The sequence below is a fragment of the Pseudomonas deceptionensis genome (assembly GCF_900106095.1).
In the GTDB taxonomy this organism is placed as follows: Bacteria; Pseudomonadota; Gammaproteobacteria; order Pseudomonadales; family Pseudomonadaceae; genus Aquipseudomonas; species Aquipseudomonas deceptionensis.
Map to the genome: position 1 here is coordinate 4,816,878 of NZ_FNUD01000002.1, position 24,702 is coordinate 4,841,579.

At 56.2% G+C, this 24,702-nt stretch carries 20 protein-coding genes and 1 pseudogene; 1 reads left to right on the forward strand and 20 read right to left on the reverse strand.

Translation table 11 applies throughout. From position 1 onward, the window contains the following. Positions 1-8: 8 nt before the first annotated feature. The 20 genes and pseudogenes from kdsA to rpsB all read right to left on the reverse strand — a co-directional run bounded on the left by kdsA (position 9) and on the right by rpsB (position 23,505). On the reverse strand, positions 9-854 hold the full coding sequence (kdsA, locus tag BLW11_RS22270; RefSeq protein ID WP_048359892.1) for a 3-deoxy-8-phosphooctulonate synthase: 846 nt from the start codon (positions 852-854) through the stop codon (positions 9-11). A 6-nt stretch (positions 855-860) separates the two neighbouring features. After that, on the reverse strand, positions 861-2,492 hold the full coding sequence (locus BLW11_RS22275; RefSeq protein WP_048359893.1) for a CTP synthase: 1,632 nt from the start codon (positions 2,490-2,492) through the stop codon (positions 861-863). Between the two features lie 293 nt (positions 2,493-2,785). Then, positions 2,786-4,081: a tRNA lysidine(34) synthetase TilS gene (gene tilS / locus BLW11_RS22280; RefSeq protein ID WP_048359894.1), complete on the reverse strand. Its 1,296-nt coding sequence runs from the start codon at positions 4,079-4,081 to the stop codon at positions 2,786-2,788. A gap of 108 nt (positions 4,082-4,189) precedes the next feature. Continuing rightward, positions 4,190-5,137 (reverse strand): acetyl-CoA carboxylase carboxyltransferase subunit alpha, encoded by a 948-nt coding sequence (locus BLW11_RS22285; RefSeq protein ID WP_048359895.1) that lies wholly within the window; start codon positions 5,135-5,137, stop codon positions 4,190-4,192. A gap of 184 nt (positions 5,138-5,321) precedes the next feature. Continuing rightward, entirely contained in the window at positions 5,322-8,843 is a 3,522-nt protein-coding gene (gene dnaE, locus BLW11_RS22290; RefSeq protein ID WP_048359896.1) for a DNA polymerase III subunit alpha, read from the reverse strand. A 78-nt stretch (positions 8,844-8,921) separates the two neighbouring features. After that, positions 8,922-9,527 carry a ribonuclease HII gene (gene rnhB / locus BLW11_RS22295; protein ID WP_048359897.1) on the reverse strand — a complete coding sequence of 202 codons (606 nt, stop codon included), beginning with the start codon at positions 9,525-9,527 and terminating at the stop codon, positions 8,922-8,924. A gap of 11 nt (positions 9,528-9,538) precedes the next feature. After that, entirely contained in the window at positions 9,539-10,669 is a 1,131-nt protein-coding gene (lpxB, locus tag BLW11_RS22300) for a lipid-A-disaccharide synthase (RefSeq protein WP_048359898.1), read from the reverse strand. Between the two features lie 2 nt (positions 10,670-10,671). Next, positions 10,672-11,448 carry an acyl-ACP--UDP-N-acetylglucosamine O-acyltransferase gene (gene lpxA, locus BLW11_RS22305; RefSeq protein ID WP_048359899.1) on the reverse strand — a complete coding sequence of 259 codons (777 nt, stop codon included), beginning with the start codon at positions 11,446-11,448 and terminating at the stop codon, positions 10,672-10,674. Further along, positions 11,445-11,885 carry a 3-hydroxyacyl-ACP dehydratase FabZ gene (gene fabZ, locus BLW11_RS22310; RefSeq protein ID WP_048359900.1) on the reverse strand — a complete coding sequence of 147 codons (441 nt, stop codon included), beginning with the start codon at positions 11,883-11,885 and terminating at the stop codon, positions 11,445-11,447. Before fabZ ends, lpxA begins: the two co-directional genes overlap by 4 nt. Before the next feature lie 109 nt (positions 11,886-11,994). After that, positions 11,995-13,049, reverse strand: a pseudogene (lpxD, locus tag BLW11_RS22315) (UDP-3-O-(3-hydroxymyristoyl)glucosamine N-acyltransferase). Between the two features lie 2 nt (positions 13,050-13,051). Next, a complete protein-coding gene (locus BLW11_RS22320; RefSeq protein ID WP_003440444.1) occupies positions 13,052-13,555 on the reverse strand; it encodes an OmpH/Skp family outer membrane protein in 504 nt (167 codons plus the stop codon). Positions 13,556-13,599: 44 nt separating this feature from the next. Further along, on the reverse strand, positions 13,600-15,948 hold the full coding sequence (gene bamA / locus BLW11_RS22325) for an outer membrane protein assembly factor BamA (protein ID WP_048359902.1): 2,349 nt from the start codon (positions 15,946-15,948) through the stop codon (positions 13,600-13,602). Between the two features lie 75 nt (positions 15,949-16,023). Continuing rightward, a complete protein-coding gene (gene rseP, locus BLW11_RS22330) occupies positions 16,024-17,376 on the reverse strand; it encodes an RIP metalloprotease RseP (protein WP_048359903.1) in 1,353 nt (450 codons plus the stop codon). A gap of 44 nt (positions 17,377-17,420) precedes the next feature. Then, positions 17,421-18,608 (reverse strand): 1-deoxy-D-xylulose-5-phosphate reductoisomerase, encoded by a 1,188-nt coding sequence (gene ispC / locus BLW11_RS22335; protein ID WP_048359904.1) that lies wholly within the window; start codon positions 18,606-18,608, stop codon positions 17,421-17,423. Then, a complete protein-coding gene (locus tag BLW11_RS22340) occupies positions 18,605-19,411 on the reverse strand; it encodes a phosphatidate cytidylyltransferase (protein WP_048359905.1) in 807 nt (268 codons plus the stop codon). The genes ispC and BLW11_RS22340 overlap by 4 nt, the downstream gene beginning before the upstream one ends. Beyond that, positions 19,411-20,166: a polyprenyl diphosphate synthase gene (uppS, locus tag BLW11_RS22345; protein ID WP_048359906.1), complete on the reverse strand. Its 756-nt coding sequence runs from the start codon at positions 20,164-20,166 to the stop codon at positions 19,411-19,413. The genes BLW11_RS22340 and uppS overlap by 1 nt, the downstream gene beginning before the upstream one ends. Before the next feature lie 15 nt (positions 20,167-20,181). Beyond that, positions 20,182-20,739, reverse strand: coding sequence for a ribosome recycling factor (gene frr / locus BLW11_RS22350; protein ID WP_048359907.1), 558 nt, complete (start codon positions 20,737-20,739; stop codon positions 20,182-20,184). Further along, positions 20,736-21,479, reverse strand: a complete 744-nt coding sequence (gene pyrH / locus BLW11_RS22355) for a UMP kinase (protein WP_003440426.1) — start codon at positions 21,477-21,479, stop codon at positions 20,736-20,738. The genes frr and pyrH overlap by 4 nt, the downstream gene beginning before the upstream one ends. Positions 21,480-21,686: 207 nt before the next feature. Then, positions 21,687-22,556, reverse strand: a complete 870-nt coding sequence (tsf, locus tag BLW11_RS22360) for a translation elongation factor Ts (protein WP_048359908.1) — start codon at positions 22,554-22,556, stop codon at positions 21,687-21,689. A 205-nt stretch (positions 22,557-22,761) separates the two neighbouring features. Continuing rightward, positions 22,762-23,505: a 30S ribosomal protein S2 gene (gene rpsB / locus BLW11_RS22365; RefSeq protein WP_016781981.1), complete on the reverse strand. Its 744-nt coding sequence runs from the start codon at positions 23,503-23,505 to the stop codon at positions 22,762-22,764. 302 nt (positions 23,506-23,807) lie between these two features. Here rpsB and map point away from each other — a divergent pair, with 302 nt between their 5' ends. Beyond that, positions 23,808-24,662, forward strand: coding sequence for a type I methionyl aminopeptidase (gene map / locus BLW11_RS22370; protein ID WP_074836901.1), 855 nt, complete (start codon positions 23,808-23,810; stop codon positions 24,660-24,662). Positions 24,663-24,702: the final 40 nt, after the last annotated feature.

Below are 24,702 nucleotides of genomic sequence, written 5' to 3' on the forward strand. Positions count from 1 at the left end.
AACGAGGGTTACGCGGTTTCTATTGTCGGAAAACTTTTAACCAACTCATCCAGCGACTTCAGCTGAGCCAGGAACGGCTCAAGCTTGTCCAGACGCAAGGCACAAGGGCCGTCGCATTTGGCGTTGTCAGGATCCGGGTGCGCCTCAAGGAACAAACCAGCCAGGCTCTGGCTGATGCCAGCCTTGGCCAGATCGGTTACCTGGGCACGACGACCGCCGGCAGAATCGGCACGACCACCAGGCATTTGCAGCGCGTGGGTCACGTCGAAAAATACCGGGTATTCGAACTGTTTCATGATGCCGAAGCCCAGCATGTCGACTACAAGGTTGTTGTAGCCAAAGCTGGAACCACGTTCACAGAGGATCAACTGATCATTACCCGCCTCTTCGCATTTGCTCAGGATATGTTTCATCTCCTGAGGTGCAAGGAATTGGGCTTTTTTGATGTTGATCACGGCACCGGTCTTGGCCATGGCCACGACCAGATCAGTTTGACGCGACAGGAAAGCCGGCAACTGGATGATGTCGCAGACTTCGGCGACCACGGCTGCCTGGGCAGGCTCGTGGACGTCGGTAATCACCGGCACACCGAATGCAGCCTTGATGTCCTGAAAAATCCGCATGCCCTCTTCCAGGCCAGGGCCACGGTAAGAGCTGACAGATGAACGGTTAGCCTTGTCGAAACTGGCCTTGAACACGTAAGGGATACCGAGCTTTTCGGTAACCCGCACGTACTCTTCGCACACCTGCATGGCCATATCACGGCTTTCCAGCACGTTCATGCCACCGAACAAGACCATTGGCTTGTCGTTGGCAATTTCGATATTGCCTACACGGATAATCTTTTGCGCCATGCTGATTTATGCCTTCTTTTCGTGTTGCGCCAGTGCTGCCTTGACGAAACCGGTGAACAACGGGTGGCCATCACGTGGCGTGGAGGTGAACTCCGGGTGGAACTGGCAAGCGACGAACCAAGGATGATCCGGAGCTTCAACCACTTCTACCAGTGCGCCGTCACCGGAACGACCGGTCACTTTCAGGCCAGCTTCAGTCAGTGCAGGCAGCAGGTTGTTGTTCACTTCATAGCGATGACGGTGACGTTCAACGATCACGTCCTTGGCATAGCAGTCGTGAACCAGGGAGCCGGCTTGCAGCTGGCAATCCTGAGCACCCAGACGCATGGTGCCGCCCAGATCCGACGTTTCGGTACGGGTTTCGACTGCACCGGTAGCGTCTTCCCACTCGGTGATCAGACCCACAACCGGATGGCCGCTGCTGCGATCGAACTCGGTGGAGTTGGCGTCTTTCCAGCCCAGCACGTTACGTGCGAACTCGATAACCGCTACTTGCATGCCCAGGCAGATGCCCAGGTATGGCACCTTGTTCTCACGAGCGTACTGAACAGCGGTGATCTTGCCTTCTACGCCACGCAGACCGAAGCCGCCCGGAACCAGAATGGCATCAGCACCTTCCAGCAGTTCAGTGCCTTTGTTTTCGATGTCTTCAGAATCGATATAACGCAGGTTGACCTTGGTACGGTTGGAAATACCGGCGTGGCTCATCGCTTCAATCAGCGACTTGTACGCGTCCAGCAGTTCCATGTACTTGCCAACCATGGCGATGGTGACTTCGTGCTCAGGGTTGAGCTTGGCGTCTACCACTTGTTCCCACTCGGACAGGTCAGCGCTGTTGCACTCCAGGCCGAAACGCTCAACAACAAAATCATCCAGACCCTGAGCGTGCAGCATGCCCGGGATGCGGTAGATGGTGTCGGCGTCTTCCAGCGAAATCACCGCACGCTCTTCAACGTTGGTGAACAACGCAATCTTGCGACGCGAGGAGATATCGACGTGGTGGTCGGAGCGGCAGATCAGCACGTCTGGCTGCAGGCCGATGGAACGCAATTCTTTAACAGAGTGCTGCGTTGGTTTGGTTTTCGTTTCGCCAGCAGTGGCGATGTACGGAACCAGAGTCAGGTGCATCAGCATGGCGCGCTTGGCGCCCACTTCGATGCGCAACTGACGGATTGCTTCGAGGAACGGTTGCGACTCAATGTCACCCACAGTGCCGCCAATCTCAACCATCGCTACGTCGGCATCGCCGGCGCCCTTGATGATCCGACGTTTTATTTCGTCGGTGATGTGCGGAATCACCTGGATGGTTGCACCCAGGTAATCACCACGGCGCTCCTTGCGCAGGACGTGTTCGTAAACACGACCCGTGGTGAAGTTGTTGTTCTGGGTCATGGTCGTGCGGATAAACCGCTCGTAATGGCCCAAGTCCAGGTCGGTTTCGGCGCCGTCATGAGTGACGAACACTTCACCGTGCTGGAACGGGCTCATGGTGCCCGGATCAACGTTGATGTAGGGGTCCAGCTTCAGCATGGTGACCTTAAGTCCCCGCGCCTCCAGGATGGCTGCCAATGAAGCCGAGGCAATGCCTTTCCCCAATGAAGAAACAACACCGCCCGTGACGAAGATGTAGCGCGTCATGAAAAACCCTAGAAGTCTGCGTTAAAGCGGTCAGAGCCGCCGGGGAAAGCGAAGGAAGGCCGAAGCCCCCAATCACCAGCATTAGTCACAGTGCACCTTTCGAAAAATTGCTGCGTTGAAACAGACCGAGGGAAACCACCGGTTCGATACAAGCCACACATTTTTTTAAAATCGCCCAGCAAAGACTGCTTGGTAATCGGCAACTTCTGTAATTCTGGTGAATCCACAGAAGTTGTATCAAGAAGGGAGCGTAGTCTACCGGAAACCCCCTTTCAGCTCAAACCTTGATCGCTCTAAGTTGGCAGCCACTGTAATTGCCAGCGTCCACAGGGGCTTGAGTCCAGTCCCTGGAGGTTTGCCACGGCCAATAACTGCTCATTACGGTACACAAGCGGCAATCTGCCACGGGCAAACAACGGGACACCCCGCTCGTTCAGCAACCGTTTCAGATCACGATGACCGCGCTGCCCCAGCGCCATCACTTCGCCCCCTTGACGATAGCTCACTTGCAAGGGGCCATCTGGAATATCCCCGACAAAGCCCACACGGCCATTACCCGGCAGCGCCAATGCCTGATCGGGCCGCGCCCACGGCACGGGGCCGACAGGCGCAAGCAACCACTCACCGGACAGCCACCAGATGCGCGAGCCGGCGCGATGCAGCTCACCGGCCGCAAGCTTCCAGACCGGCTGAGCATCTTCACGGGCATCGCGCAACGCATCCCAGCCTGCCCAATGATCGGTATCAGGTAACGGAGTGAAAGCGGCCAGCCAATGGCGCAAGGCATTGCGTTGACGCGCCGCAGACAGCCTGACCAAAGGCGCAAGCTCCAGCGAAGGCAGATTGAGCCAGGCAAATTCGCCAACCGCGCTCGCATCGTGCAGGTCCTGCTGCGCCAATTCGTCAAGCAGGCCTTGCGCCTCGGCACAATGCGCAGCGCTGCGCGCCATGCTGGCAGCAGCTTGTGGCCAACGCCGGGACAGGACAGGAAACACTTCATGGCGCAAAAAGTTGCGGGAAAAATCTGTCTGCGTATTGGACGGATCGTCGATCCAGCTCAGATTCTGTGCACGAGCATAGGCTTCAAGCTGAACACGGGGCACATCCAGCAACGGCCGGCACAGATCCCCATTGCCCATGCGCCGCTGACGAGGCATGGCCCCCAACCCGCTGACTCCGGCCCCGCGCAACAGGCGAAAGAGCAAGGTTTCAGCCTGATCATCACGGTGCTGCCCGGTGAGCAGCACTTCCTGCGCCTGCGTCACCGCCACGAACGCCTGGTACCGCGCATCACGCGCTGCACGCTCAATGCTCGCCCCGGCCTGCACGTGCACGCGAACCACCTGCAGAGGCACGCTCAGCGCATCACACAGCGCCTGGCAATGGGCCGGCCACGCATCAGCCGCCGCCTGTAGACCATGATGGACATGGACAGCACTCAGAGGAGGTAACGAATGGGTTTGGCGCAATTGAGCGAGAAGATGCAGCAGAACGGTTGAATCGAGCCCACCTGAAAACGCGACATGCCAGGCCTTGGCATTGCGCCAGGGGCCCAGGGCTTTCAAAAGCGGGACTGAGAGGTTGGACATCACACAATCCTGTGGGAGCTGACTTGCCAGCGATGCAGACGACACAGTTTTACCATCAGACCGCGTCAATACAATCGCTGGCCAGCCAGCTCCCACATTAGATTTACGTTAGAGGCCGTAGCTCATCAGGCGATCATAACGGCGCTTGAGCAGCGCTTCGCTGTCCAGCTTCTTGAGCATGTCCAGCTGAGAAGCCAGCTCGGCACGAATCGAAGCGGCCGCCGCTGCCGGGTCACGGTGCGCACCACCCAGTGGCTCAACGATGACTTTGTCCACGATGCCCAGGCCTTTGAGGCGCTCAGCAGTGATGCCCATCGCTTCAGCTGCGTCCGGTGCTTTTTCGGCAGTCTTCCACAGAATCGAGGCGCAACCTTCCGGCGAGATCACCGCGTAGGTCGAGTACTGCAGCATGTTCAACTGATCACAAACGCCAATCGCCAATGCGCCGCCCGAACCGCCTTCACCAATAACGGTAGCGATAATCGGGGTTTTCAGGCGCGACATGACGCGCAGGTTCCAGGCAATCGCTTCGCTCTGGTTACGCTCTTCTGCGTCGATACCAGGGTAAGCACCCGGGGTGTCGATGAAGGTCAGGATCGGCATTTTGAAACGCTCGGCCATTTCCATCAAACGGCAGGCTTTGCGATAGCCTTCAGGGCGCGGCATACCGAAGTTGCGGCGAACCTTTTCACGTACTTCACGGCCCTTCTGGTGACCAATCACCATAACTGGCTGATCGTCCAGACGCGCAATACCGCCCACAATGGCAGCATCGTCGGAGAAGTGACGATCACCATGCAGCTCATCGAACTCGGTGAAGATATGATCGATGTAGTCCAGTGTGTATGGACGGCGCGGGTGACGGGCCAAGCGGGCAATCTGCCAGCTGGTCAGCTTGCCGAAAATATCTTCAGTCAGCGTTTTGCTTTTGTCTTGCAGACGAGAGATTTCATCGCTGATGTTCAGCGAATTGTCATTACCAACCAAGCGCAACTCTTCGATTTTGGCTTGCAGGTCAGCAATCGGCTGTTCGAAATCAAGAAAATTCGGGTTCATAAGCATCCGTCTTGGGTCGGCGGCAAAGCATGCCAGAAGGGTAGAAACCCAGCATTTGCTGGTGTTTCTGACCGAACTGGGGCAGCCGGTTGATCTGTATCGCGCCTACCTTAAGGGACAGGCGCTCTCAGGTCGAGATTAAAAATTCAGGTCGAGGTCAGGGCGCAGCTATTGCCCCTGACCGTCAACGGTATTGGAGGAAGACGTTGTCTCGCCCGAACTGGTCACGCAGGGCTTGAATCAAGCTGTCTGCCGGGTCGATCCGCCACGTCTCGCCAAACTGCAACATGGCCTTGGCGTCCTCGCCGGTGTACTCCATGGTGATCGGGCACGCACCACGATGTTTTTTGAACAGTTCGCCCAACCAGCGCAGTTGATCGCCCTTGAGCGCGGCATGGGTCACTTTCAGACGCAAGCTCTCGGCCAGGCTGGTGCGTGCATCTTCCATGCTCATCACCCGCTTGACCCGCAGACGCAAGCCACCCGAGAAGTCATCGTTACTGACCTCGCCCTCGACCACCACCATCGCATCGGTCTGCAACAGTGATTGTGCCGAATGGAAGGCCTCGGCAAACAGCGAGGCTTCAATACGCGCCGAGCGATCGTCGAGGGTGATGAAGCCCATCTTGTCGCCCTTTTTGTTCTTCATCACCCGCAACGCAATGATCATCCCGGCAACGGTCTGAGTATCACGAGCAGGCTTGAGGTCAATAATGCGCTGACGGGCGAAGCGGCGGATTTCGCCTTCATATTCGTCAATCGGATGACCGGTCAGGTACAGGCCCAGCGTGTCCTTCTCGCCTTTGAGTCGCTCCTTGAGCGTCAGTTCCTTGGCCTTGCGGTGATTGGCGTAGACGTCCGCATCAGCCTCGACAAACAGCCCGCCAAACAGGTCGGCGTGACCGCTGTCATGGGTGCGCGCCGTTTGCTCGGCCGCCTTGATCGCTTCTTCCAGCGCCGACAATAACACCGCACGGTTCTGGTCGATGCTGGCCTGCCAGGCTTTGGGCTCGTCATGGAAGAAAGGCCCCAGGCGGTCCAGCGCGCCACTGCGAATCAGGCCGTCGAGGGTACGCTTGTTGATGCGCTTGAGGTCAACCCGGGCACAGAAGTCGAACAGATCCGTGAAAGGACCGTCCTGACGCGCCTCGGTGATGGCCTCGACCGGACCCTCGCCCACACCCTTGATCGCCCCAAGACCGTAAATGATCCGGCCTTCATCGTTCACCGTGAATTTGAACTCAGAGGCGTTCACATCCGGCGCGTCAAGACGCAGCTTCATGCTGCGAATTTCTTCGATCAGGATCACGACCTTGTCGGTGTTATGCATATCCGCCGACAGTACCGCGGCCATGAAAGGTGCCGGGTAGTGGGTTTTGAGCCAGGCGGTCTGATACGACACCAGACCGTAGGCAGCGGAGTGGGATTTGTTAAATCCGTAACCGGCGAATTTCTCTACCAGGTCGAAAATGTTACCGGCCAGGTCGCCATCAATATTGTTGTTGGCACAACCTTCAATAAAGCCGCCGCGCTGCTTGGCCATTTCTTCGGGTTTTTTCTTACCCATCGCCCGACGCAGCATGTCGGCGCCGCCAAGGGTATAACCGGCCATGACCTGGGCAATCTGCATCACCTGTTCTTGATACAGGATGATGCCGTAGGTCGGTGCCAAGACTGGCTTTAGGCCTTCGTACTGATAGTCAGAGTGCGGGTACGCCAGTTCGGCGCGGCCGTGCTTACGGTTGATAAAGTCATCAACCATGCCTGACTGCAACGGGCCCGGACGGAACAGGGCCACCAGTGCGATCAAGTCTTCCAGGCAGTCGGGCTTGAGCTTTTTGATCAGCTCTTTCATGCCACGCGACTCGAGCTGGAACACCGCCGTGGTCTCGGCCTTTTGCAGCAGCTGGTACGTTGGCTTGTCGTCCAGCGGGATAAAAGCGATATCCAGTGGTGGCTCGTCGACCTTGGCACGATCACGGTTGATGGTTTTCAGCGCCCAATCGATAACCGTCAGGGTTCGCAAACCCAGGAAGTCGAACTTCACCAGACCGGCGGACTCGACGTCATCTTTGTCAAACTGGGTAACCAGACCACCGCCCTCTTCGTCGCAGTAAATCGGCGAGAAGTCTGTCAGTTTGGTCGGCGCGATAACCACACCACCTGCGTGCTTACCGACGTTACGCACAACGCCTTCCAGCTTGCGGGCCATTTCCCAGATTTCGGCGGCCTCTTCATCAACCTTGATGAAGTCGCGCAGAATCTCTTCTTGCTCGTAGGCTTTTTCCAAGGTCATGCCGACTTCGAAGGGAATCATCTTCGACAGACGATCCGCCAAGCCGTAGGACTTGCCCTGCACCCGCGCCACGTCACGGATTACCGCCTTGGCGGCCATCGAACCAAACGTGATGATCTGACTTACCGCGTTGCGACCGTATTTTTCGGCCACATACTCGATTACCCGGTCACGGCCATCCATGCAGAAGTCGACGTCGAAGTCGGGCATCGATACCCGTTCCGGGTTAAGGAATCGCTCGAACAGCAGGTCGTATTCCAGAGGGTCAAGGTCAGTAATCTTTTGCACATAGGCCACCAGCGACCCTGCACCCGAACCACGGCCAGGACCTACTGGTACGCCGTTACTCTTGGCCCACTGGATAAAGTCCATCACGATCAGAAAGTAACCCGGGAACCCCATCTGGATAATGATATCCAGCTCGAAATTCAGCCGGTCGACATACACCTGACGTTTGGTTTCGTAATCTTCAGTGGTGTCTTTGGGTAACAGAACGCTCAGGCGATCTTCCAGACCATCAAAAGACACTTTGCGGAAATACTCATCGATGGTCATGCCATCGGGAATCGGGAAGTTGGGCAAAAAGTGCTTGCCCAGCTTGACTTCGATATTGCAGCGCTTGGCGATTTCGACCGAGTTTGCCAGCGCGTCAGGCAAGTCACTGAACAGCTCGGCCATTTCGTCGGCGCTTTTCAGATATTGCTGATCGCTGTAATTCTTGGAACGGCGCGGGTCATCCAGCGCACGGCCTTCACCAATGCAGACGCGGGTTTCGTGAGCTTCGAAATCCTCTTGCTTGATGAAGCGCACATCGTTGGTCGCTACCAGCGGCGCGCCGACTTCTTCAGCCAGCGCAACCGCTGCGTGCAGGTGCTCTTCGTCATTAGGGCGCTTGGTGCGTTGAACTTCCAGATAAAAACGATCCGGAAACACCGTCATCCATTCGCGAGCCAGAACCTGGGCCTCTTCAGTGTTGCCACTGATCAGCGCGACACCAATCTCGCCCTCCTTCGCCGCCGAGAGCATGATCAAGCCTTCAGCAGCCTCGGCCACCCACTCGCGCTCGATGATGACCTGACCGTTACGCTGGCCATCGATAAAACCACGGGAAATCAGCTCGGTCAGGTTGCGATAACCCACACCGTTCATCGCCAGCAGGCTGATACGGCTCACCGGGTTTTCCGGGTCCTTGTTCGACAACCACAGATCAGCGCCGCAGATCGGCTTGATGCCGCCGCCCATGGCTGCTTTGTAGAATTTGACCAGGGAGCACATGTTGTTCTGATCAGTTACCGCGACAGCGGGCATATTCATGCCCGCCAGGGTTTTGATCAGCGGTTTGATCCGCACCAGGCCATCGACCAGGGAGTATTCAGTGTGCAGGCGCAGGTGAACGAATGAAGCCGGCATGGTGATCCTGTCTATAAGCTTTGAGAAACAACAAGGCCCGGATTGTACCGGGCCTTGGCAAAAACATCAGCCTTGCGGCTAAACCTCGAGCGCTTCCCATGCGCGACGCACCGGGCCAAACGAACGCCGGTGAATCGGAGTCGGGCCCAGACGCTCGAGCGCTTCAAGGTGAACAGGGGTCGGGTAACCCTTGTGCCCACCGATGCCATAGCCCGGGTAGATCAATTCAAAGGCAGCCATTTCACGGTCGCGACTGACCTTGGCCAGAATCGATGCCGCGGCAATGGCCGGCACTTTACTGTCGCCTTTCACCACGGCTTCAGCAGGCATGGCCAGCTTGGGGCAGCGATTGCCGTCAATCATCGCCAGTTTAGGGGTGATGCTCAGCCCTTCCACGGCTCGCTGCATGGCCAGCATGGTGGCATGCAGAATATTCAGCTCATCGATTTCTTCGACTTCAGCCCGCGCAATGCACCAGCTCAGGGCTTTCTCACAGATTTCGTCGTAGAGCTTTTCACGACGCGCCTCCGTGAGTTTTTTCGAGTCGTTGAGCCCTGCGATAGGCCGGGAGGGATCAAGAATTACGGCGGCCGTCACGACAGCGCCGCACAGTGGGCCACGGCCCACTTCGTCGACACCGGCCACGAGGTCCTCGACCAGATTGAAGTCCAATCCGATTTGCATAGTCACTTTACTCACTTGGATTGTGCTATCAGGTCCAGCACCGCTTTGGCGGCCTGATTGGAAGCGTCGAGACGCAGGGTGCGGTGAATTTCGTCAAAGCCCCGGGTTTGCTCTTCCCCACCCTCCAGCAAAGGCAGCAAGGTCTGAGCCAGCGCCTCGGGAGTGGCGGCATCCTGCAAAAGCTCGGGCACCAGCATCCGCTGTGCAAGCAAGTTGGGCAGCGATACGTACGGGCTTTTGACCAGTCGCTTGAGAATCCAGAACGTCAGACGCGCCAGGCGATAAGCCACTACCATCGGCCTCTTGTAGAGCAAAGCCTCAAGCGTTGCCGTACCTGAAGCGATCAGCACCGCATCGCAGGCCGCCAGTGCCAGGTGTGACTGGCCATCCAGCAGGGTCAACGGCAGATCGCGCCCCACCAGCAACTGCTCGATCTGCTCGCGACGTGCGGCACTCGCACAAGGCAACACAAAACGTACGTCTGGCCGGGCTTCATGAATTATCTGCGCTGCATCGAGAAACAGCCCACCCAGCTTGCCCACTTCTCCACCGCGACTGCCTGGCATCAAGGCGACCAACGGCCCGTCAGACAGGCCCAACTCGGCGCGAGCACCGGCTTTATCGGCTTCAAGAGGGATAGTGTCGGCCAGCGAGTGGCCAACGAAGCGCACCGGCACACCGTGTTCTTCGTAAAAGCGTGCTTCAAATGGCAACAACGTGAGCATCAAATCGCAGCCTTCGCGGATTTTCAGCACTCGTTTCTGACGCCACGCCCATACGGACGGGCTGACGTAATGCACGGTTTTGATCCCGGCACGACGTAATTGAAGTTCGATATTGAGAGTGAAGTCAGGCGCATCGATACCGATAAACACATCGGGCTTTTCAGCAATCAGAGTCTGCACCAGGAGCTTGCGGCGCTTGAGCAGCTCACGCAGGCGACCCAGCACTTCAACCAGACCCATCACAGACAGGCGCTCCATCGGGAAGTAAGAGCTCATGCCCTCGGCTTCCATCAATGGGCCGCCAACACCGATAAATTCGATATCTGCATGCTGAGCCTTGAGTGCCCGCATCAACCCCGAGCCCAAAATATCTCCCGAGGCCTCCCCCGCCACCAGCGCAATACGCAATCTGGCCATGACTAGCGCGTAATGCCGCGGGTTGAAGACTGGATGGACTCGACAAACATGGCGACTTCCGGAAACTGCGTGGCAGGCTCGGCCAACTCGGCCAGGGCCTGATCAACGGTCAGCCCCTGACGGTAAACCACCTTGTAGGCGCGACGCAGCGCATGAATGGCATCTTCACTGAAACCACGACGACGCATGCCTTCAAAGTTCATGCTGCGAGCTTGCGCAGGGCTGCCAAACACGGTCACAAATGCAGGTACATCCTTGCCAATGGCTGTGCCCATGCCCGAAAAGCTGTGGGCACCGATATGGCAGAACTGATGAACCAGGGTAAAACCCGACAGGATCGCCCAATCGCCCATATGCACATGGCCAGCCAACGCGGAGTTATTGACCAGAATGCAATGGTTGCCGATAACGCTGTCATGCCCGATATGGGCATAGGCCATCACCAGATTGTGATCACCCAGCGTCGTTTCGGCACGGTCCTGAATCGTTCCGCGATGGATGGTGACCCCTTCACGAATAACGTTGTGGTCACCGATCACCAGGCGAGTTTCCTCACCTTTGTACTTCAGATCAGGCGTGTCCTCGCCTACCGAAGAAAACTGGTAGATGCGATTGTGCTTACCGATCTTGGTTGGGCCCTTGAGAATCACATGCGGCCCAATCACTGTCCCCTCGCCGATTTCCACACCTGCGCCGACGATCGACCAAGGGCCGACCTCGACGTCGTCGGCCAATATGGCCGTCGGATCGATGATTGCGCGAGGGTCAATCAAACTCATAGTTTGCGTTCCGCACAGATGATTTCAGCCGAGCAGACCGCTTTGCCGTCAACCGTTGCCTGGCATTCAAACTTCCAGATGGAACGCTTGCAGCTCAAGAACTTGGCTTCAAGGATCAACTGGTCGCCCGGCAGCACGGGCTGACGGAAGCGCAACTTGTCGGAGCCTACGAAGTAATAGAGCGTGCCGTCAGCCGGCTTGAGGTCCATCATCTTGAAGCCAAGAATACCGGCAGCCTGGGCCATCGCCTCAATGATCAGCACGCCGGGCATGATCGGATGCGCCGGGAAGTGGCCATTGAAAAAAGGCTCATTGATGCTGACATTCTTGTAGGCACGAATGCGCTTGTTCTCGACATCCAGATCCACCACTCGGTCCACCAGCAGGAACGGGTAACGGTGGGGCAGATATTCGCGAATCTCGTTGATGTCCATCATTTCGTGGGGAAGCCTGTAATAAAGATTGGGCGCGCGCGACTAAGGCGCGCTCCTCTAGCAAATCAAGGAAGCAAACCAGAGGCTCTGCTGTCTTGATATGGAAATTGTATTAGCCTTTTGAAGAAGCTTTACCGCCGGGGGTCACTTCCCGACGCGCTTTTCCAGTTGTTTCAACCGCCGGGCTATATCGTCCAGCTGACGAATGCGTGCCGCACTTTTGCGCCACTCAGCCGCTGGCTGCATTGCGGTACCGGAAGAATAGGCACCCGGCTCGGTAATCGAGTGGGTCACCATGGTCATGCCAGTCAAGAACACATTGTCACAAACTTCAATGTGCCCCACTAAACCGACACCGCCTGCCAACATGCAGTGCTTGCCGATTTTAGTGCTACCGGAAATCCCCACACAGGCCGCCATGGCCGTATGGTCACCGATCTGAACGTTGTGTGCGATCTGGATCTGGTTGTCCAGCTTGACGCCATTACCGATCAGCGTGTCAGCCAAGGCACCGCGGTCGATGGCGGTGTTAACGCCAATTTCGACATCATCACCGATGGTTACACCACCGATCTGCGCGATCTTCTGCCATACACCCTTCTCGTTGGCAAAGCCAAAACCTTCACCGCCCAGTACGGCACCGGACTGAATCACCACGCGTTTGCCAATGCGTACATCGTGATAAAGCGTTACACGGGGAGCCAGCCAGCCATCTTCGCCGATCTCGCAGCGCGCACCGATAAAGCAATGCGGGCCAACGGTAACGCCTGCAGCAATCCGCGCACCGCTTTCGATCACCGCAAATGCGCCAATGCTGGCTGCAGGGTCAATCACTGCGTCAGCAGCAATAACCGCTGAAGGGTGGACCCCGGCAGTTGCTTTGGGTTTTGGATCGAACAGGTGTGAAATTCGGGCATAGGCCAGATAAGGATCGGGCACAACCAGTGCATCACCGACATATTCCTCGGCATCGGCAGCCTTGAGCAATACAGCTCCAGCCTGACAATCAACCAGGAATTTTCGGTACTGAGGGTTGGCCAGAAAGCTCAACTGAGCTGGGCCAGCCTCTTGTAAAGTGGCTAGCCCAGTGATTTCTTTCTCCGCAGAGCCACGCAAGGTGGCTCCCAGGAACTCGGCCAATTGGCCGAGTTTTATAGTCGCAGTCATAATTACTTCAGCTGATTCATGCGCTCGATAACTTGGCGAGTGATGTCGTACTGAGGTTTAACATCAATCACAGCACCACGCTCGAACACCAGGTCAAAGGCGCCTTTTTTGATGACTTCTTCAACAGCACTGTCCAGTTTCGGCTTCAGCTGCTTCAGCATTTCACGATCCGCAACGGCTTTGGCTTCATTCAGCTCTTTAGACTGGAACTGAAAGTCACGAGCCTTTTGCTTGAATTCAAGCTCCAGACGCTCACGCTCGCCTTGCTGCATTTTGTCGCCGCCCTTGACCAGACGATCCTGAATGCCTTTGGCACTGCTTTCCAGGCTTTTCAGTTTGGTCAGTTGCGGACCGAATTTCTTCTCGGCATCCACGGCATAACGCTTGGCGGCGTCGGATTCCAGCAGGGCCATCTGATAGTTCAGTACGGCAATTTTCATGTCGGCAAACGCCGGACCTGCTACCAGAACCGAAGCCAGGAGAACCAATTGAGTCAACTTACGCACGATGCACTCCTAAAAAATCCGTTGTCTGTATCTGAAGTCAGGCTTTAGAAAGTCTGGCCGAGGGAGAATTGGAACACTTGGGTGTCTGCGTCATCCGGTTTCTTGATCGGCATGGCCAAGCTGAAGCTCAGCGGGCCAAGCGCAGTAACCCAAGTCACACCAACACCAACAGAGCTGGCCAAATTACTGAAGCCAATATCGCAATCTTTGGTGTCGCCTTTGCAGTTGGTGTCGAACACGTTACCCACATCCCAGAATACGGAGGTACGCAGGGAGCGCTGGTCCTTCACGAACGGCATCGGGAACAGAACTTCAACACCACCCTGGATCAGCACGTTACCACCAAATGGCAGCGGGTCTTGATCCGGGTCAGCAATAGTGCCGGGGTTCTTGCCGCTGCTTGGAGTACTGCGTGGGCCCAGGGCGCTGTCTTTGAAACCACGTACCGAGTTGAAACCACCGGCGTAGTAGTTCTCATAGAACGGCAGACCAGCGGTCGAACCATAACCATCACCATAGCCCAACTCTGTGTGCAGACGCATGGTGTAGGTGTCAGTCAGTGGCTGGAACAACTGTGCACGGTAATCCAGTTTGTAGAACTGCAGATCGCTGCCAGGAATCGTGGATTCCAGTACCAGGCTCTGCGAGCTGCCGCGTGTCGGCAATACGCCCTTGTTCAGGGTCGACTCAGACCAGCCTACCGACGCCTTGAAGTTGAGGTACTTGTCGCCTTCACGATTTACGAAGTCGAAGATCTCATCAACAGTGTATTGGCCGGTGCTGATTTCATCCTGCTGCACGGTCAGACCGTAGGTCAGACGCGATGTGTCGCTGATCGGGTAGCCCATGGTGATACCAGCACCCAGGCTGTCCACCGAATAGTTTGCTACGTCAACGTCCAGCTCTTTGTAGTCTGTGGTGCGGTAGAAGGCGTTGTAACCCAGGCTCACGCCATCAGCAGTCCAGTACGGATCGACATAGCTGAAGTTGTAACGGCTCTGGTATTCGCTACGGGTCAAACCGAGGCTGACCTTGTTACCTGTACCCAGGAAGTTGTTCTGGGTGATCGAACCACCAAGGATCAGGCCTGCGCTCTGCGCAAAACCAACACTTGCGGTGATCGAACCAGACGCTTGCTCTTCAACTGCGTAGTTAACGTCAACCTGATCATCAGTACCGGGTACCGCAGGGGTTTCTACGTTCACTTCCTTGAAGAAGCCCAGACGCTCAAGGCGAACCTTGGACTGGTCAATCAGGTAAGTCGACGCCCAGCCACCTTCCATCTGGCGCATTTCGCGACGCAGTACTTCGTCTGCCGACTTGGTATTGCCGCGGTAGTTGATGCGGTTAACGTAAGCACGCTTGCCCGGGTCAACCACGAAGGTAATCGCTACCGTGTGATTTTCAGGGTTTGGCTGAGGCACGCCGTTGACGTTGGCGAAGGTATAGCCTTCGTTACCCAGACGACGGGTGATCAACTCGGAGGTGGTGGTCATCAGCTTGCGCGAGAACACCTGACCCGGCTGTACCAGCAACAGCGACTTGATCTGATCTTCAGGAACCTTGAGGTCACCGCTCAGCTTCACTTCACCGACGTTGTACTTTTCGCCTTCATTCACGTTGACCGTGATGTAGACGCTTTTCTTGTCAGGCGTGATCGATACCTGGGTCGAAGCGATATCCATATTGATATAGCCGCGATCAAGGTAGTAAGAACGCAGGCGCTCCAGGTCACCCGACAGCTTTTCACGTGCGTACTTGTCGTCATTCTTGAAGAACGACAACCAGTTCGTGGTTTTCAGCTCGAACAGATCAACCAGATCTGCTTCAGGGAAGACCGTATTACCCACCACGTTGATGTGCTGGATAGCTGCAACGGTGCCTTCATTGATATTGACCTTCAAGGCAACACGGTTACGCGGCTCAGGCACCACTTCGGTGTCTACCGTCGCCGAGTAGCGGCCTTGGGCAACATACTGACGTTGCAGTTCGTTACGCACGCCTTCAAGGGTGGCACGCTGGAAAATCTCACCTTCGGCCAACCCCGACTGTTTCAGACCTTTCATCAGGTCATCAGTGGAGATCGCCTTGTTCCCGTCAATGGTGATGCTCGAGACGGAAGGACGTTCGACAACCGTGATAACAAGCACATTGCCATCACGACCCAGTTGGATATCCTGAAAGAACCCGGTTTTGAACAACGCACGAGTGGATTCCACCAAACGGCGGTCATCCGCTACCTCACCCACGTTCAGAGGCAACGCACCAAACACGCTACCAGCGGAAACCCGCTGGAGCCCGTTGACACGGATATCAGAGATAGTGAAGGACTCGGCGTGAACTTCGGCGATCATCAGTACGGCGAGAACCGCAGTTAGCAGCAGACGTTTCATGAAGTCCTTTCTTATTCCAACTGGCAATAAACAAACTGCCGCAAAATGCGGCAGATTCGCAATTCAGCGAAGCGTTTACAGACGGCCCAAATCGTTGATCAAGGCAAGTAACATCACCCCGACCACCAAGCTGATACCAATCTGCATTCCCCAACCCTGCACCCGATCTGACAAGGGACGACCACGCGCCCACTCGATCAGATAAAACAACAAATGTCCCCCATCCAGTACTGGTATGGGCAACAAGTTCAGAACCCCCAGGCTTATGCTCAGATAAGCCAGAAAATTCAGGAAATCCGCAGCACCCGACTGGGCAGAAGCGCCCGCCACTTTAGCAATGGTTATCGGTCCACTCAAGTTTTTTACCGAGAGCTCACCGAACAACATTTTCTTGAGTGAGTCGAGCGTCAATATGCTCATGGTCCAGGTGCGTTTTGCCCCCTCACCGATTGCGGCAAGCGGGCCATAACTGACCTCACGAATCATCGATGGTGGCCAATCAATACCCTTCACCCCGGCACCCAGATACCCGGTTGCCGCCTTGCCCTCGCCGCGAACAGCCAGCGTGACCGGAATATCGACAGGCACGCCATCACGCTCGACACGCAACACAACGCGGGCTTCAGGGTGAACTCGTACCCAGTCCACGACCTGCTGCCAGTCTTTGACGGCTAGATCATTCATGGCCAGCAGTTTGTCACCGGTTTTAAGCCCGGCAGCCTGGGCTGGCCCTTTCGGATCGAGTTCTGCCAGAACCGCCGGCAACTCGGGGCGCCACGGGCGAATACCCAAAGAGGCGATAGGGTCCGGCTCATCAGCAGCCTTGAGCCAGTCTTTCAATACAAGCTGGTGCGAAGCTTCGGCGGTGGAGCCGGGCTCCCGCACGACAACCTGCATGGAGCCACTTTCGCCCAGGCGACGAACCAGTTGCAGATTGACGTTGGACCAGCCCGTGGTTGGCTCGCCATCAATGGAAACGATTTCCTGGCCAGCCACCAGACCTGCCTGTGCCGCCAGGCTGCCGCCTTCTACCGCACCAATGACCGGCCGCACTTGCTGGCTGCCCATCATTGCCAGCACCCAGAAAAAAACCATCGCCAGCATAAAGTTGGCAATTGGCCCGGCAGCGACAATAGCAATGCGCTGGCCGACTGTTTTGCGATTGAACGATTGATCGAGCTGGTCGGCCGGCACCTCGCCTTCGCGCTCGTCGAGCATTTTTACGTAACCGCCCAACGGGATCGCGGCGACGACAAACTCGGTGCCCTGACGGTCATGCCAGCGCAACAGGGGTGTACCGAAGCCCACGGAGAAACGCAGAACCTTGACGCCACAACGGCGCGCCACCCAAAAGTGACCGAATTCATGAAAAGTGACCAACACCCCCAATGCCACCAGGGTGCCAACAATCATATAGAGCGCACTCATCTACTTTCTCCGCGATTCTGTCCGGTTCCGGCAAACACCACTTTTCAACCGTTACGGCTCAACCACTGCTCAGCCAGCACCCGAGCCTTGCCATCAGCGGCAAATACCGCCTCCAGTTCGTCTACGGCGACTACAGGCTCGCTATTTAACACGTCTTCAATAATACGGGCGATCTGCGGATAACGGATTCGTCCATCCAGAAAAGCTGCGACCGCAACCTCGTTCGCTGCATTGAGCATCGCTGGCGCGCTATTACCTGCCATGGCCGCCTCGCGAGCCAGACGCAAGCAAGGGAAACGTTGCTCGTCCGGGCGCTGAAAGTCCAGCCGCGCGACAGCAAACAGGTCCAGCGGCGCAACACCTGAGTCAATGCGCTCTGGCCAGGCCAGGGCATTGGCAATGGGGGTACGCATATCCGGATTGCCCAACTGGGCCAGCACCGAACCATCCACATAATCGACCAGCGAATGGATCACGCTTTGCGGATGGATAACCACTTCAACCTGCTCCGGCCTGGCATCGAACAACCAGCAAGCCTCGATCAACTCCAGGCCCTTGTTCATCATGCTGGCCGAATCTACCGAAATCTTGCGCCCCATCGACCAATTGGGATGGGCGCAGGCTTGATCCGGCGTAACGTGCTCAAGCTCGGCCAGGGGTGTTTCACGGAAAGGACCACCAGACGCTGTCAGAAGAATCCGACGAACACCCACCGCTCCCAGCCCGCGCGAGAAATCCTGCGGCAAGCACTGGAAAATTGCGTTGTGCTCGCTGTCGATAGGCAGCAACACCGAACCACTATTACGCACGGCCTGCATGAACAGGTCGCCCGTCATCACCAGAGCCTCCTTGTTCGCCAACAAGATCTTCTTGCCGGCATTCACTGCCGCCAGCGTTGGACGAAGGCCCGCAGCGCCCACGATTGCCGCCATCACCGAGTCAACTTCAGGCGCGGAGGCTATCTGGCACAAGCCTTCCTCGCCCACCAGCACTTCGGTGTTGAGCCCCGCAGCGCGCAGGCCCGCCTGCAGCTGGCTGGCAGCGTGCTCGTGGGGCACGACTACAACTTGCGGCCGGTGCTTGATACACAAGGCCAGCAGCTCGGCGAGACGGCTATAGCCACTCAAGCCGAAGACCTGATAACGATCAGGGTGACGCGCAATAACATCCAGGGTGCTCAGGCCAATGGAGCCCGTCGCACCCAGAACAGTAATCTGTTGTGGACGACTCATGAGGCCGCCATCCACAGCAATACAGCAAATACAGGGATCGCGGCCGTCAGGCTGTCGATGCGATCCAGAACGCCGCCATGACCAGGCAGCAGGTTACTGCTGTCTTTAACACCGGCCTGACGCTTGAACATGCTTTCTGTGAGGTCGCCTACCACCGAGATCAGTACGATCACGGCGGCGCCTACCAGCGCAGCAAACATCTGGGAAGCGCTCCAGTCGCGCACAACACCCACCGCGGCCGTGATCAGCAAGCTCAGCAACAAGCCGCCAAAAACACCTTCCCAGCTTTTGCCCGGGCTGACTTTAGGGGCGAGCTTGCGCTTGCCAAACTTGCGACCGGAAAAGTAAGCGCCTATGTCTGCGCCCCACACCAGAACCATCACCGCCATGATCAGCCAATTACCCAGCGGCATGGCCTTGATCAATACCAGGCCTTGCCAGGCCGGCAGCAGGATCAACAGGCCAATGACCAACTTGGTCGCAATGCTCGACCAATGCACAGCCGACTTCGGGAAGGTCAGCACAAAAAAGGTTGCTGCTGCCCACCACAACACGGCCGCACCCAGCACCCACGGCGCCAGGTCAGGGAAGATATGCAGACCGAATAGCAACAAGGCCACTACCGCGGCAAATACAACCCGTGCAGGCTGAGCCTCAAAGCCGGCAAGACGCGCCCACTCCCAGGCCCCCAAGGTAACGACCACGCCAATAAACAGCGCAAAGCCGCTGCCCTCGAGCAGAAAAAAACCGCACAAGGCAATTGGCAGCAAGATAAGGGCAGTGATGATTCGTTGTTTAAGCATTAAATCCGGGCTCCAGCTTCAACCTGCTCACTCGTTTTACCGAAGCGGCGCTGGCGAGAAGCGAAATCAGCCAATGCATGACGCATGGCCTCGTGTTTGAAGTCCGGCCAGAACAGGTCGGAGAAGTACAACTCGGAGTAGGCCAGCTGCCACAGCAAGAAATTGCTGATGCGATGCTCGCCTCCGGTGCGGATGCACAGGTCAGGCAATGGCAGATCACCTGTCACCAGGCAGGTCTGCAGCAACCCGGGAGTGATGTCCTCAGGTTGCAAGTGGCCTGCCTGGACCTGACGTGCAAGCTGCTGCGCGGCCTGGGCAATGTCCCACTGACCACCGTAATTGGCGGCAATCTGCAGCACAAAGCGGCCTTCGCCCACCGTCATTTCTTCCGCTTCACGCATCGCCTTTTGCAAGTCCGGGTGAAAGCGCGAGCGGTCGCCAATAATCCGCAGGCTGATGTTGTTTTCGTTAAGGCGCTTGGCCTCACGACGCAGTGCCCTGAAGAACAAATCCATCAAGGCACTGACTTCAGCTGCAGGGCGCTGCCAGTTTTCACTGGAAAACGCGAACAACGTAAGTACCTCGACCTTGGCCTCGGCACATACTTCAATTACCGCACGAACCGCATCCACACCCGCCTTATGCCCGGCAACACCCGGCATAAAGCGTTTTTTCGCCCAACGATTATTACCGTCCATGATGATCGCGACATGTCGCGGAACAGATGACGGGTCAGCCTGCTTCGTCTTTTCCATAAAACGCCCTGACCCTTATACGGCCATCAGGTCCGCTTCTTTCTGCTTGGTTGCCACTTCGATATCAGCGACTGCCTTGTCGGTCAGCTTCTGGATATCGTCAGCAGCACGACGCTCTTCGTCTTCGCTGATTTCTTTTTCCTTGACCAGGTCTTTCAACTGGCTCAAGGCATCACGACGGATATTGCGCACGGCAATACGGGCGTCTTCAGCAGCATCACGAGCCTGTTTGGCGAAAACCTTACGGGTTTCTTCAGTCAGGGCTGGCATGGAGATCAGCAACAATTCGCCCAGGTTGGTCGGATTGAGGTTCAGGCCAGCGCTCTGGATGGCCTTGTCTACCGCGCCCAGCATGTTGCGTTCGAACGCAACAACTTGCAGGGTGCGCGAATCTTTAACGGTGATGTTTGCTACCTGGCTGATCGGAGTATCCGAGCCGTAGTAAGGCACCATCACGCTGCCCAGGATACTTGGGTGAGCCTTGCCGGTACGAATCTGGCCAAATGCATGGGACAGAGAGTCCAGCGATTTCTGCATGCGCGTTTGTGCGTCTTTTTTGATTTCGTTGATCATTGTTGACCTTCCTCGATCAGAGTGCCTTCAGCGCCGCCATGGACAATATTAAGCAGGGCGCCGGGCTTGTTCATATTAAATACACGCAATGGCATTTTGTGGTCGCGGCACAGACAGATGGCCGTCAGGTCCATTACACCCAGTTTGCGATCCAGCACTTCATCGTAAGTCAGATGATCGAACTTCTCGGCATGCGGGTCTTTGAATGGATCTGCGGTGTACACGCCGTCAACCTTGGTTGCCTTGAGTACTACATCGGCATCGATTTCGATGGCACGCAAGCAGGCAGCCGAATCCGTCGTGAAGAAAGGATTACCGGTACCCGCAGCGAAAATCACTACATCCTTGGCGTTCAGGTGACGCATGGCCTTGCGACGATCGTAATGATCAGTCACGCCTACCATGGAAATAGCCGACATAACGATGGCGGAGATATTCGCACGTTCCAGCGCATCGCGCATGGCCAGGGCGTTCATCACGGTAGCCAGCATCCCCATATGGTCGCCGGTTACACGGTCCATGCCTGCGGCACTCAGTGCCGCACCACGGAACAGGTTGCCACCGCCAATTACCAATCCTACCTGAACACCGATGCCGACCAGCTGGCCGACTTCCAGTGCCATGCGGTCGAGTACTTTGGGGTCGATCCCGAACTCTTCAGAGCCCATCAGGGCTTCGCCGCTTAGCTTGAGTAGAATGCGTTTATAGCGAGCTTGATAACCACTGCCCTGCTGAGCCATTGCGAATCTCTCCTGCCGCGTTTTATAGATAATCTGTGCGAGGTCATTTTTCAACCCGCGCTTGTTCTAGCTTGGTGCTACACAGCAGCACCATCGGAACACGATTTTGCAAACCGGTTCCGCAGAGAAGGAAAAATCCCCTCCCATTTGAAAAGAGGCTGCGCGCGTGAGCGGGCAGCCTCTTCGGGTCGACAGTTTAAAACCGTCTTATTGCTTGCTTGCAGCCACTTGAGCAGCAACTTCGGCAGCGAAGTCGTCAACTGGCTTCTCGATGCCATCACCTACTTTGAAGTAAGTGAAGGAAACGATTTCAGCGCCGGCTTTCTTGGCCAGTTCGCCGACTTTGATTTCCGGGTTCTTAACGAACGCTTGCTCAACCAGGCTGGCTTCAGCCAGGAACTTGCTGATGCGACCGGCAACCATTTTTTCAACGATTTCTGCTGGCTTGCCTTTGATCTTGTCTTCGTTGAGGCTCATGAACACGGTTTTTTCGCGTTCGATAGCATCAGCGGAAACTTGCGATGGCAGCAGGAACTCTGGGTTGCTTGCAGCTACGTGCATGGCGATGTCACGAGCCAGCTCAGCGTTGCCGCCTTTCAGAGCAACTACAACACCGATTTTGTTGCCGTGCAGGTAAGCGTCAACAACGTCGCCTTCGATGCGCGCCAGGCGACGAATGTTTACGTTCTCGCCTACTTTACCAACCAGAATCAGACGAGCTTCTTCTTGAGCGGCGATCAGCGGAGCTGCGTCGGTCAATTTGTCAGCAAAGGCTTTTTCAACGCTGGCAGCGACGAAGTTTTTGAAGTCTTCTTGCAGAGCCAGGAAGTCGGTTTGCGAGTTAACTTCAAGAATAACGGCAGACTTGTTGTCTTCCGCAACTTTAACTGCGATAGCGCCTTCAGCAGCAACGTTGCCTGCTTTTTTGGCCGCCTTGATGGCGCCCGAAGCACGCATGTCATCAATGGCTTTTTCGATGTCGCCGCCAGCCTTGGTCAAGGCTTTCTTGCAATCCATCATGCCTTCGCCAGTACGCTCACGCAGTTCTTTAACCAACGCTGCAGTAATCTCTGCCATTTCAAAATTCCTCTTGGATAGGTTTTCAACCATTCCACCCGACCGAACGGGCGTTCAATTCGTGTGAAGCATGCCTCGAAGCAACCTGTTAGACGCGATCTAATACAGCAACGCCAAGGACACTTCCAACAGATGGATCTCGAGGTGGCAAAAAGGGGGCCAAGCCCCCTTTTTGCGTACTGAGTAAACGCTAGGCGTTAATTACTCAGCCTTCAACTACCGCTGCAGCTGGAGCTTCTTCGACGAAAACGTCGGTGCCGCCAGCAACGTGGTTACGGCCTTTGATCACAGCATCAGCCATCGCACCCATGTACAGCTGGATAGCGCGGATTGCGTCATCGTTACCCGGGATGATGTAGTCAACACCTTCTGGGCTGCTGTTGGTGTCGACAACGCCGATTACCGGGATGCCCAACTTGTTAGCTTCGGTGATCGCGATACGCTCGTGGTCAACGTCGATAACGAACAGTGCGTCTGGCAGACCGCCCATGTCCTTGATACCACCCAGGCTACGATCCAGCTTCTGCAGATCGCGAGTGCGCATCAGCGCCTCTTTCTTGGTCAGCTTGGCGAAAGTACCGTCTTCTGCCTGGATTTCAAGGTCACGCAGACGCTTGATCGAAGCACGAATGGTTTTGAAGTTGGTGAGCATGCCGCCCAACCAGCGGTGATCAACGTACGGCGAACCGCAACGTGCTGCTTCTTCAGCAACGATCTTGCCAGCGGAACGCTTGGTGCCGACGAACAGAATCTTGTTTTTGCCCTGGGCCAGACGCTCTACGAAAGTCAGAGCTTCGTTGAACATTGGCAGGGTTTTTTCAAGGTTGATGATGTGGATCTTGTTACGCGCGCCAAAGATGTATTTACCCATCTTCGGGTTCCAGTAACGGGTTTGGTGACCGAAGTGCACACCGGCCTTCAGCATATCGCGCATGTTGACTTGGGACATGATAGTTCCTTAATAAGTCGGGTTAGGCCTCCACGTATCCCAACGACCAACCAGCAGCTTCAAGCTGAAGGCACCCAGGTCATCGTGTCGACACGTGTGTGGGTTTGTGCTCTGCGGGCTATACCCGCAAAGCGGCGCATTTTATACCACAAGATGGTCAAAAAACGAAGTGCGGATTCTGACTTTATTCCAGACGCTTTTGCGCACGCCTTGGAATAGGCCCAGAATGCCCCATTCTATTAAGAGAAGCGATGGCGAGAGGCTCATGATTAACGCCGACCGTCTGTTAGAATCGCGTTTTTATGACGGTGTGCAGCTATAAACAGCACACCCGCAATCCTGATGATGAGCGCCAACGCGCGAAGAGAGCCCGAATGACCGTCACCCTCAAAACCCCCGAGGACATCGCAAAAATGCGTATCGCCGGCAAACTGGCCGCCGAAGTCCTGGAAATGATTGCCGAGCACGTCAAGCCCGGCGTTACCACCGAAGAGCTGGACCGCATCTGCCACGACTATATAGTCAACGTGCAGCAGGCCATCCCTGCCCCGCTCAACTATAAAGGCTTCCCGAAGTCCATCTGCACGTCGATCAACCATGTGGTGTGCCACGGCATCCCTGGCGATAAGGCCCTGAAAGACGGTGACACCCTGAACATCGACGTCACGGTGATCAAGGATGGCTACCACGGCGACACCAGCCGCATGTTCCACGTCGGCAAAGTGCCGGTCTGGGCCGAGCGCCTGTCGCAAGTGACCCAGGAATGCATGTACAAGGCCATCGAAATCGTCAAACCGGGCTGCCGCCTGGGCGATATCGGCGAAGTGATCCAGAAGCACGCTGAAAAGAACGGTTTCTCGGTAGTACGCGAATTCTGCGGTCATGGCATCGGCAAGGTGTTCCACGAAGAGCCGCAAATCCTGCACTACGGCCGCGCAGGCACCGGCATGGAACTCAAAGCCGGCATGACCTTCACCATCGAGCCGATGATCAACCAGGGCAAAGCCGACACCAAGGTGCTGGGCGATGGCTGGACCGCAATCACCAAGGACCGCAAGCTGTCTGCTCAGTGGGAACACACCCTGCTGGTGACTGATACCGGTTACGAGATCTTCACCCTGCGCAGCGATGACACCATCCCCCGCGTTTCGGCCTGATACTTGCGTGTTTTCAACGTTTAACCCGTAAAACCCACGA

Bases quoted from the DNA above. Each gene is read 5' to 3' on its own strand.
- uppS (WP_048359906.1), bottom strand. From the start codon at position 20,166: ATGGAAAAGACGAAGCAGGCTGACCCGTCATCTGTTCCGCGACATGTC.
- kdsA (WP_048359892.1), bottom strand. From the start codon at position 854: ATGGCGCAAAAGATTATCCGTGTAGGCAATATCGAAATTGCCAACGAC.
- map (WP_074836901.1), top strand. From the start codon at position 23,808: ATGACGGTGTGCAGCTATAAACAGCACACCCGCAATCCTGATGATGAG.
- rseP (WP_048359903.1), bottom strand. From the start codon at position 17,376: ATGAGTGCGCTCTATATGATTGTTGGCACCCTGGTGGCATTGGGGGTG.
- rpsB (WP_016781981.1), bottom strand. From the start codon at position 23,505: ATGTCCCAAGTCAACATGCGCGATATGCTGAAGGCCGGTGTGCACTTC.
- BLW11_RS22285 (WP_048359895.1), bottom strand. From the start codon at position 5,137: ATGAACCCGAATTTTCTTGATTTCGAACAGCCGATTGCTGACCTGCAA.
- fabZ (WP_048359900.1), bottom strand. From the start codon at position 11,885: ATGATGGACATCAACGAGATTCGCGAATATCTGCCCCACCGTTACCCG.
- BLW11_RS22340 (WP_048359905.1), bottom strand. From the start codon at position 19,411: ATGCTTAAACAACGAATCATCACTGCCCTTATCTTGCTGCCAATTGCC.
- frr (WP_048359907.1), bottom strand. From the start codon at position 20,739: ATGATCAACGAAATCAAAAAAGACGCACAAACGCGCATGCAGAAATCG.
- rnhB (WP_048359897.1), bottom strand. From the start codon at position 9,527: ATGCAAATCGGATTGGACTTCAATCTGGTCGAGGACCTCGTGGCCGGT.
- lpxA (WP_048359899.1), bottom strand. From the start codon at position 11,448: ATGAGTTTGATTGACCCTCGCGCAATCATCGATCCGACGGCCATATTG.
- dnaE (WP_048359896.1), bottom strand. From the start codon at position 8,843: ATGCCGGCTTCATTCGTTCACCTGCGCCTGCACACTGAATACTCCCTG.
- tilS (WP_048359894.1), bottom strand. From the start codon at position 4,081: ATGTCCAACCTCTCAGTCCCGCTTTTGAAAGCCCTGGGCCCCTGGCGC.
- pyrH (WP_003440426.1), bottom strand. From the start codon at position 21,479: ATGGCTCAGCAGGGCAGTGGTTATCAAGCTCGCTATAAACGCATTCTA.
- BLW11_RS22275 (WP_048359893.1), bottom strand. From the start codon at position 2,492: ATGACGCGCTACATCTTCGTCACGGGCGGTGTTGTTTCTTCATTGGGG.
- tsf (WP_048359908.1), bottom strand. From the start codon at position 22,556: ATGGCAGAGATTACTGCAGCGTTGGTTAAAGAACTGCGTGAGCGTACT.
- ispC (WP_048359904.1), bottom strand. From the start codon at position 18,608: ATGAGTCGTCCACAACAGATTACTGTTCTGGGTGCGACGGGCTCCATT.
- bamA (WP_048359902.1), bottom strand. From the start codon at position 15,948: ATGAAACGTCTGCTGCTAACTGCGGTTCTCGCCGTACTGATGATCGCC.
- lpxB (WP_048359898.1), bottom strand. From the start codon at position 10,669: ATGGCCAGATTGCGTATTGCGCTGGTGGCGGGGGAGGCCTCGGGAGAT.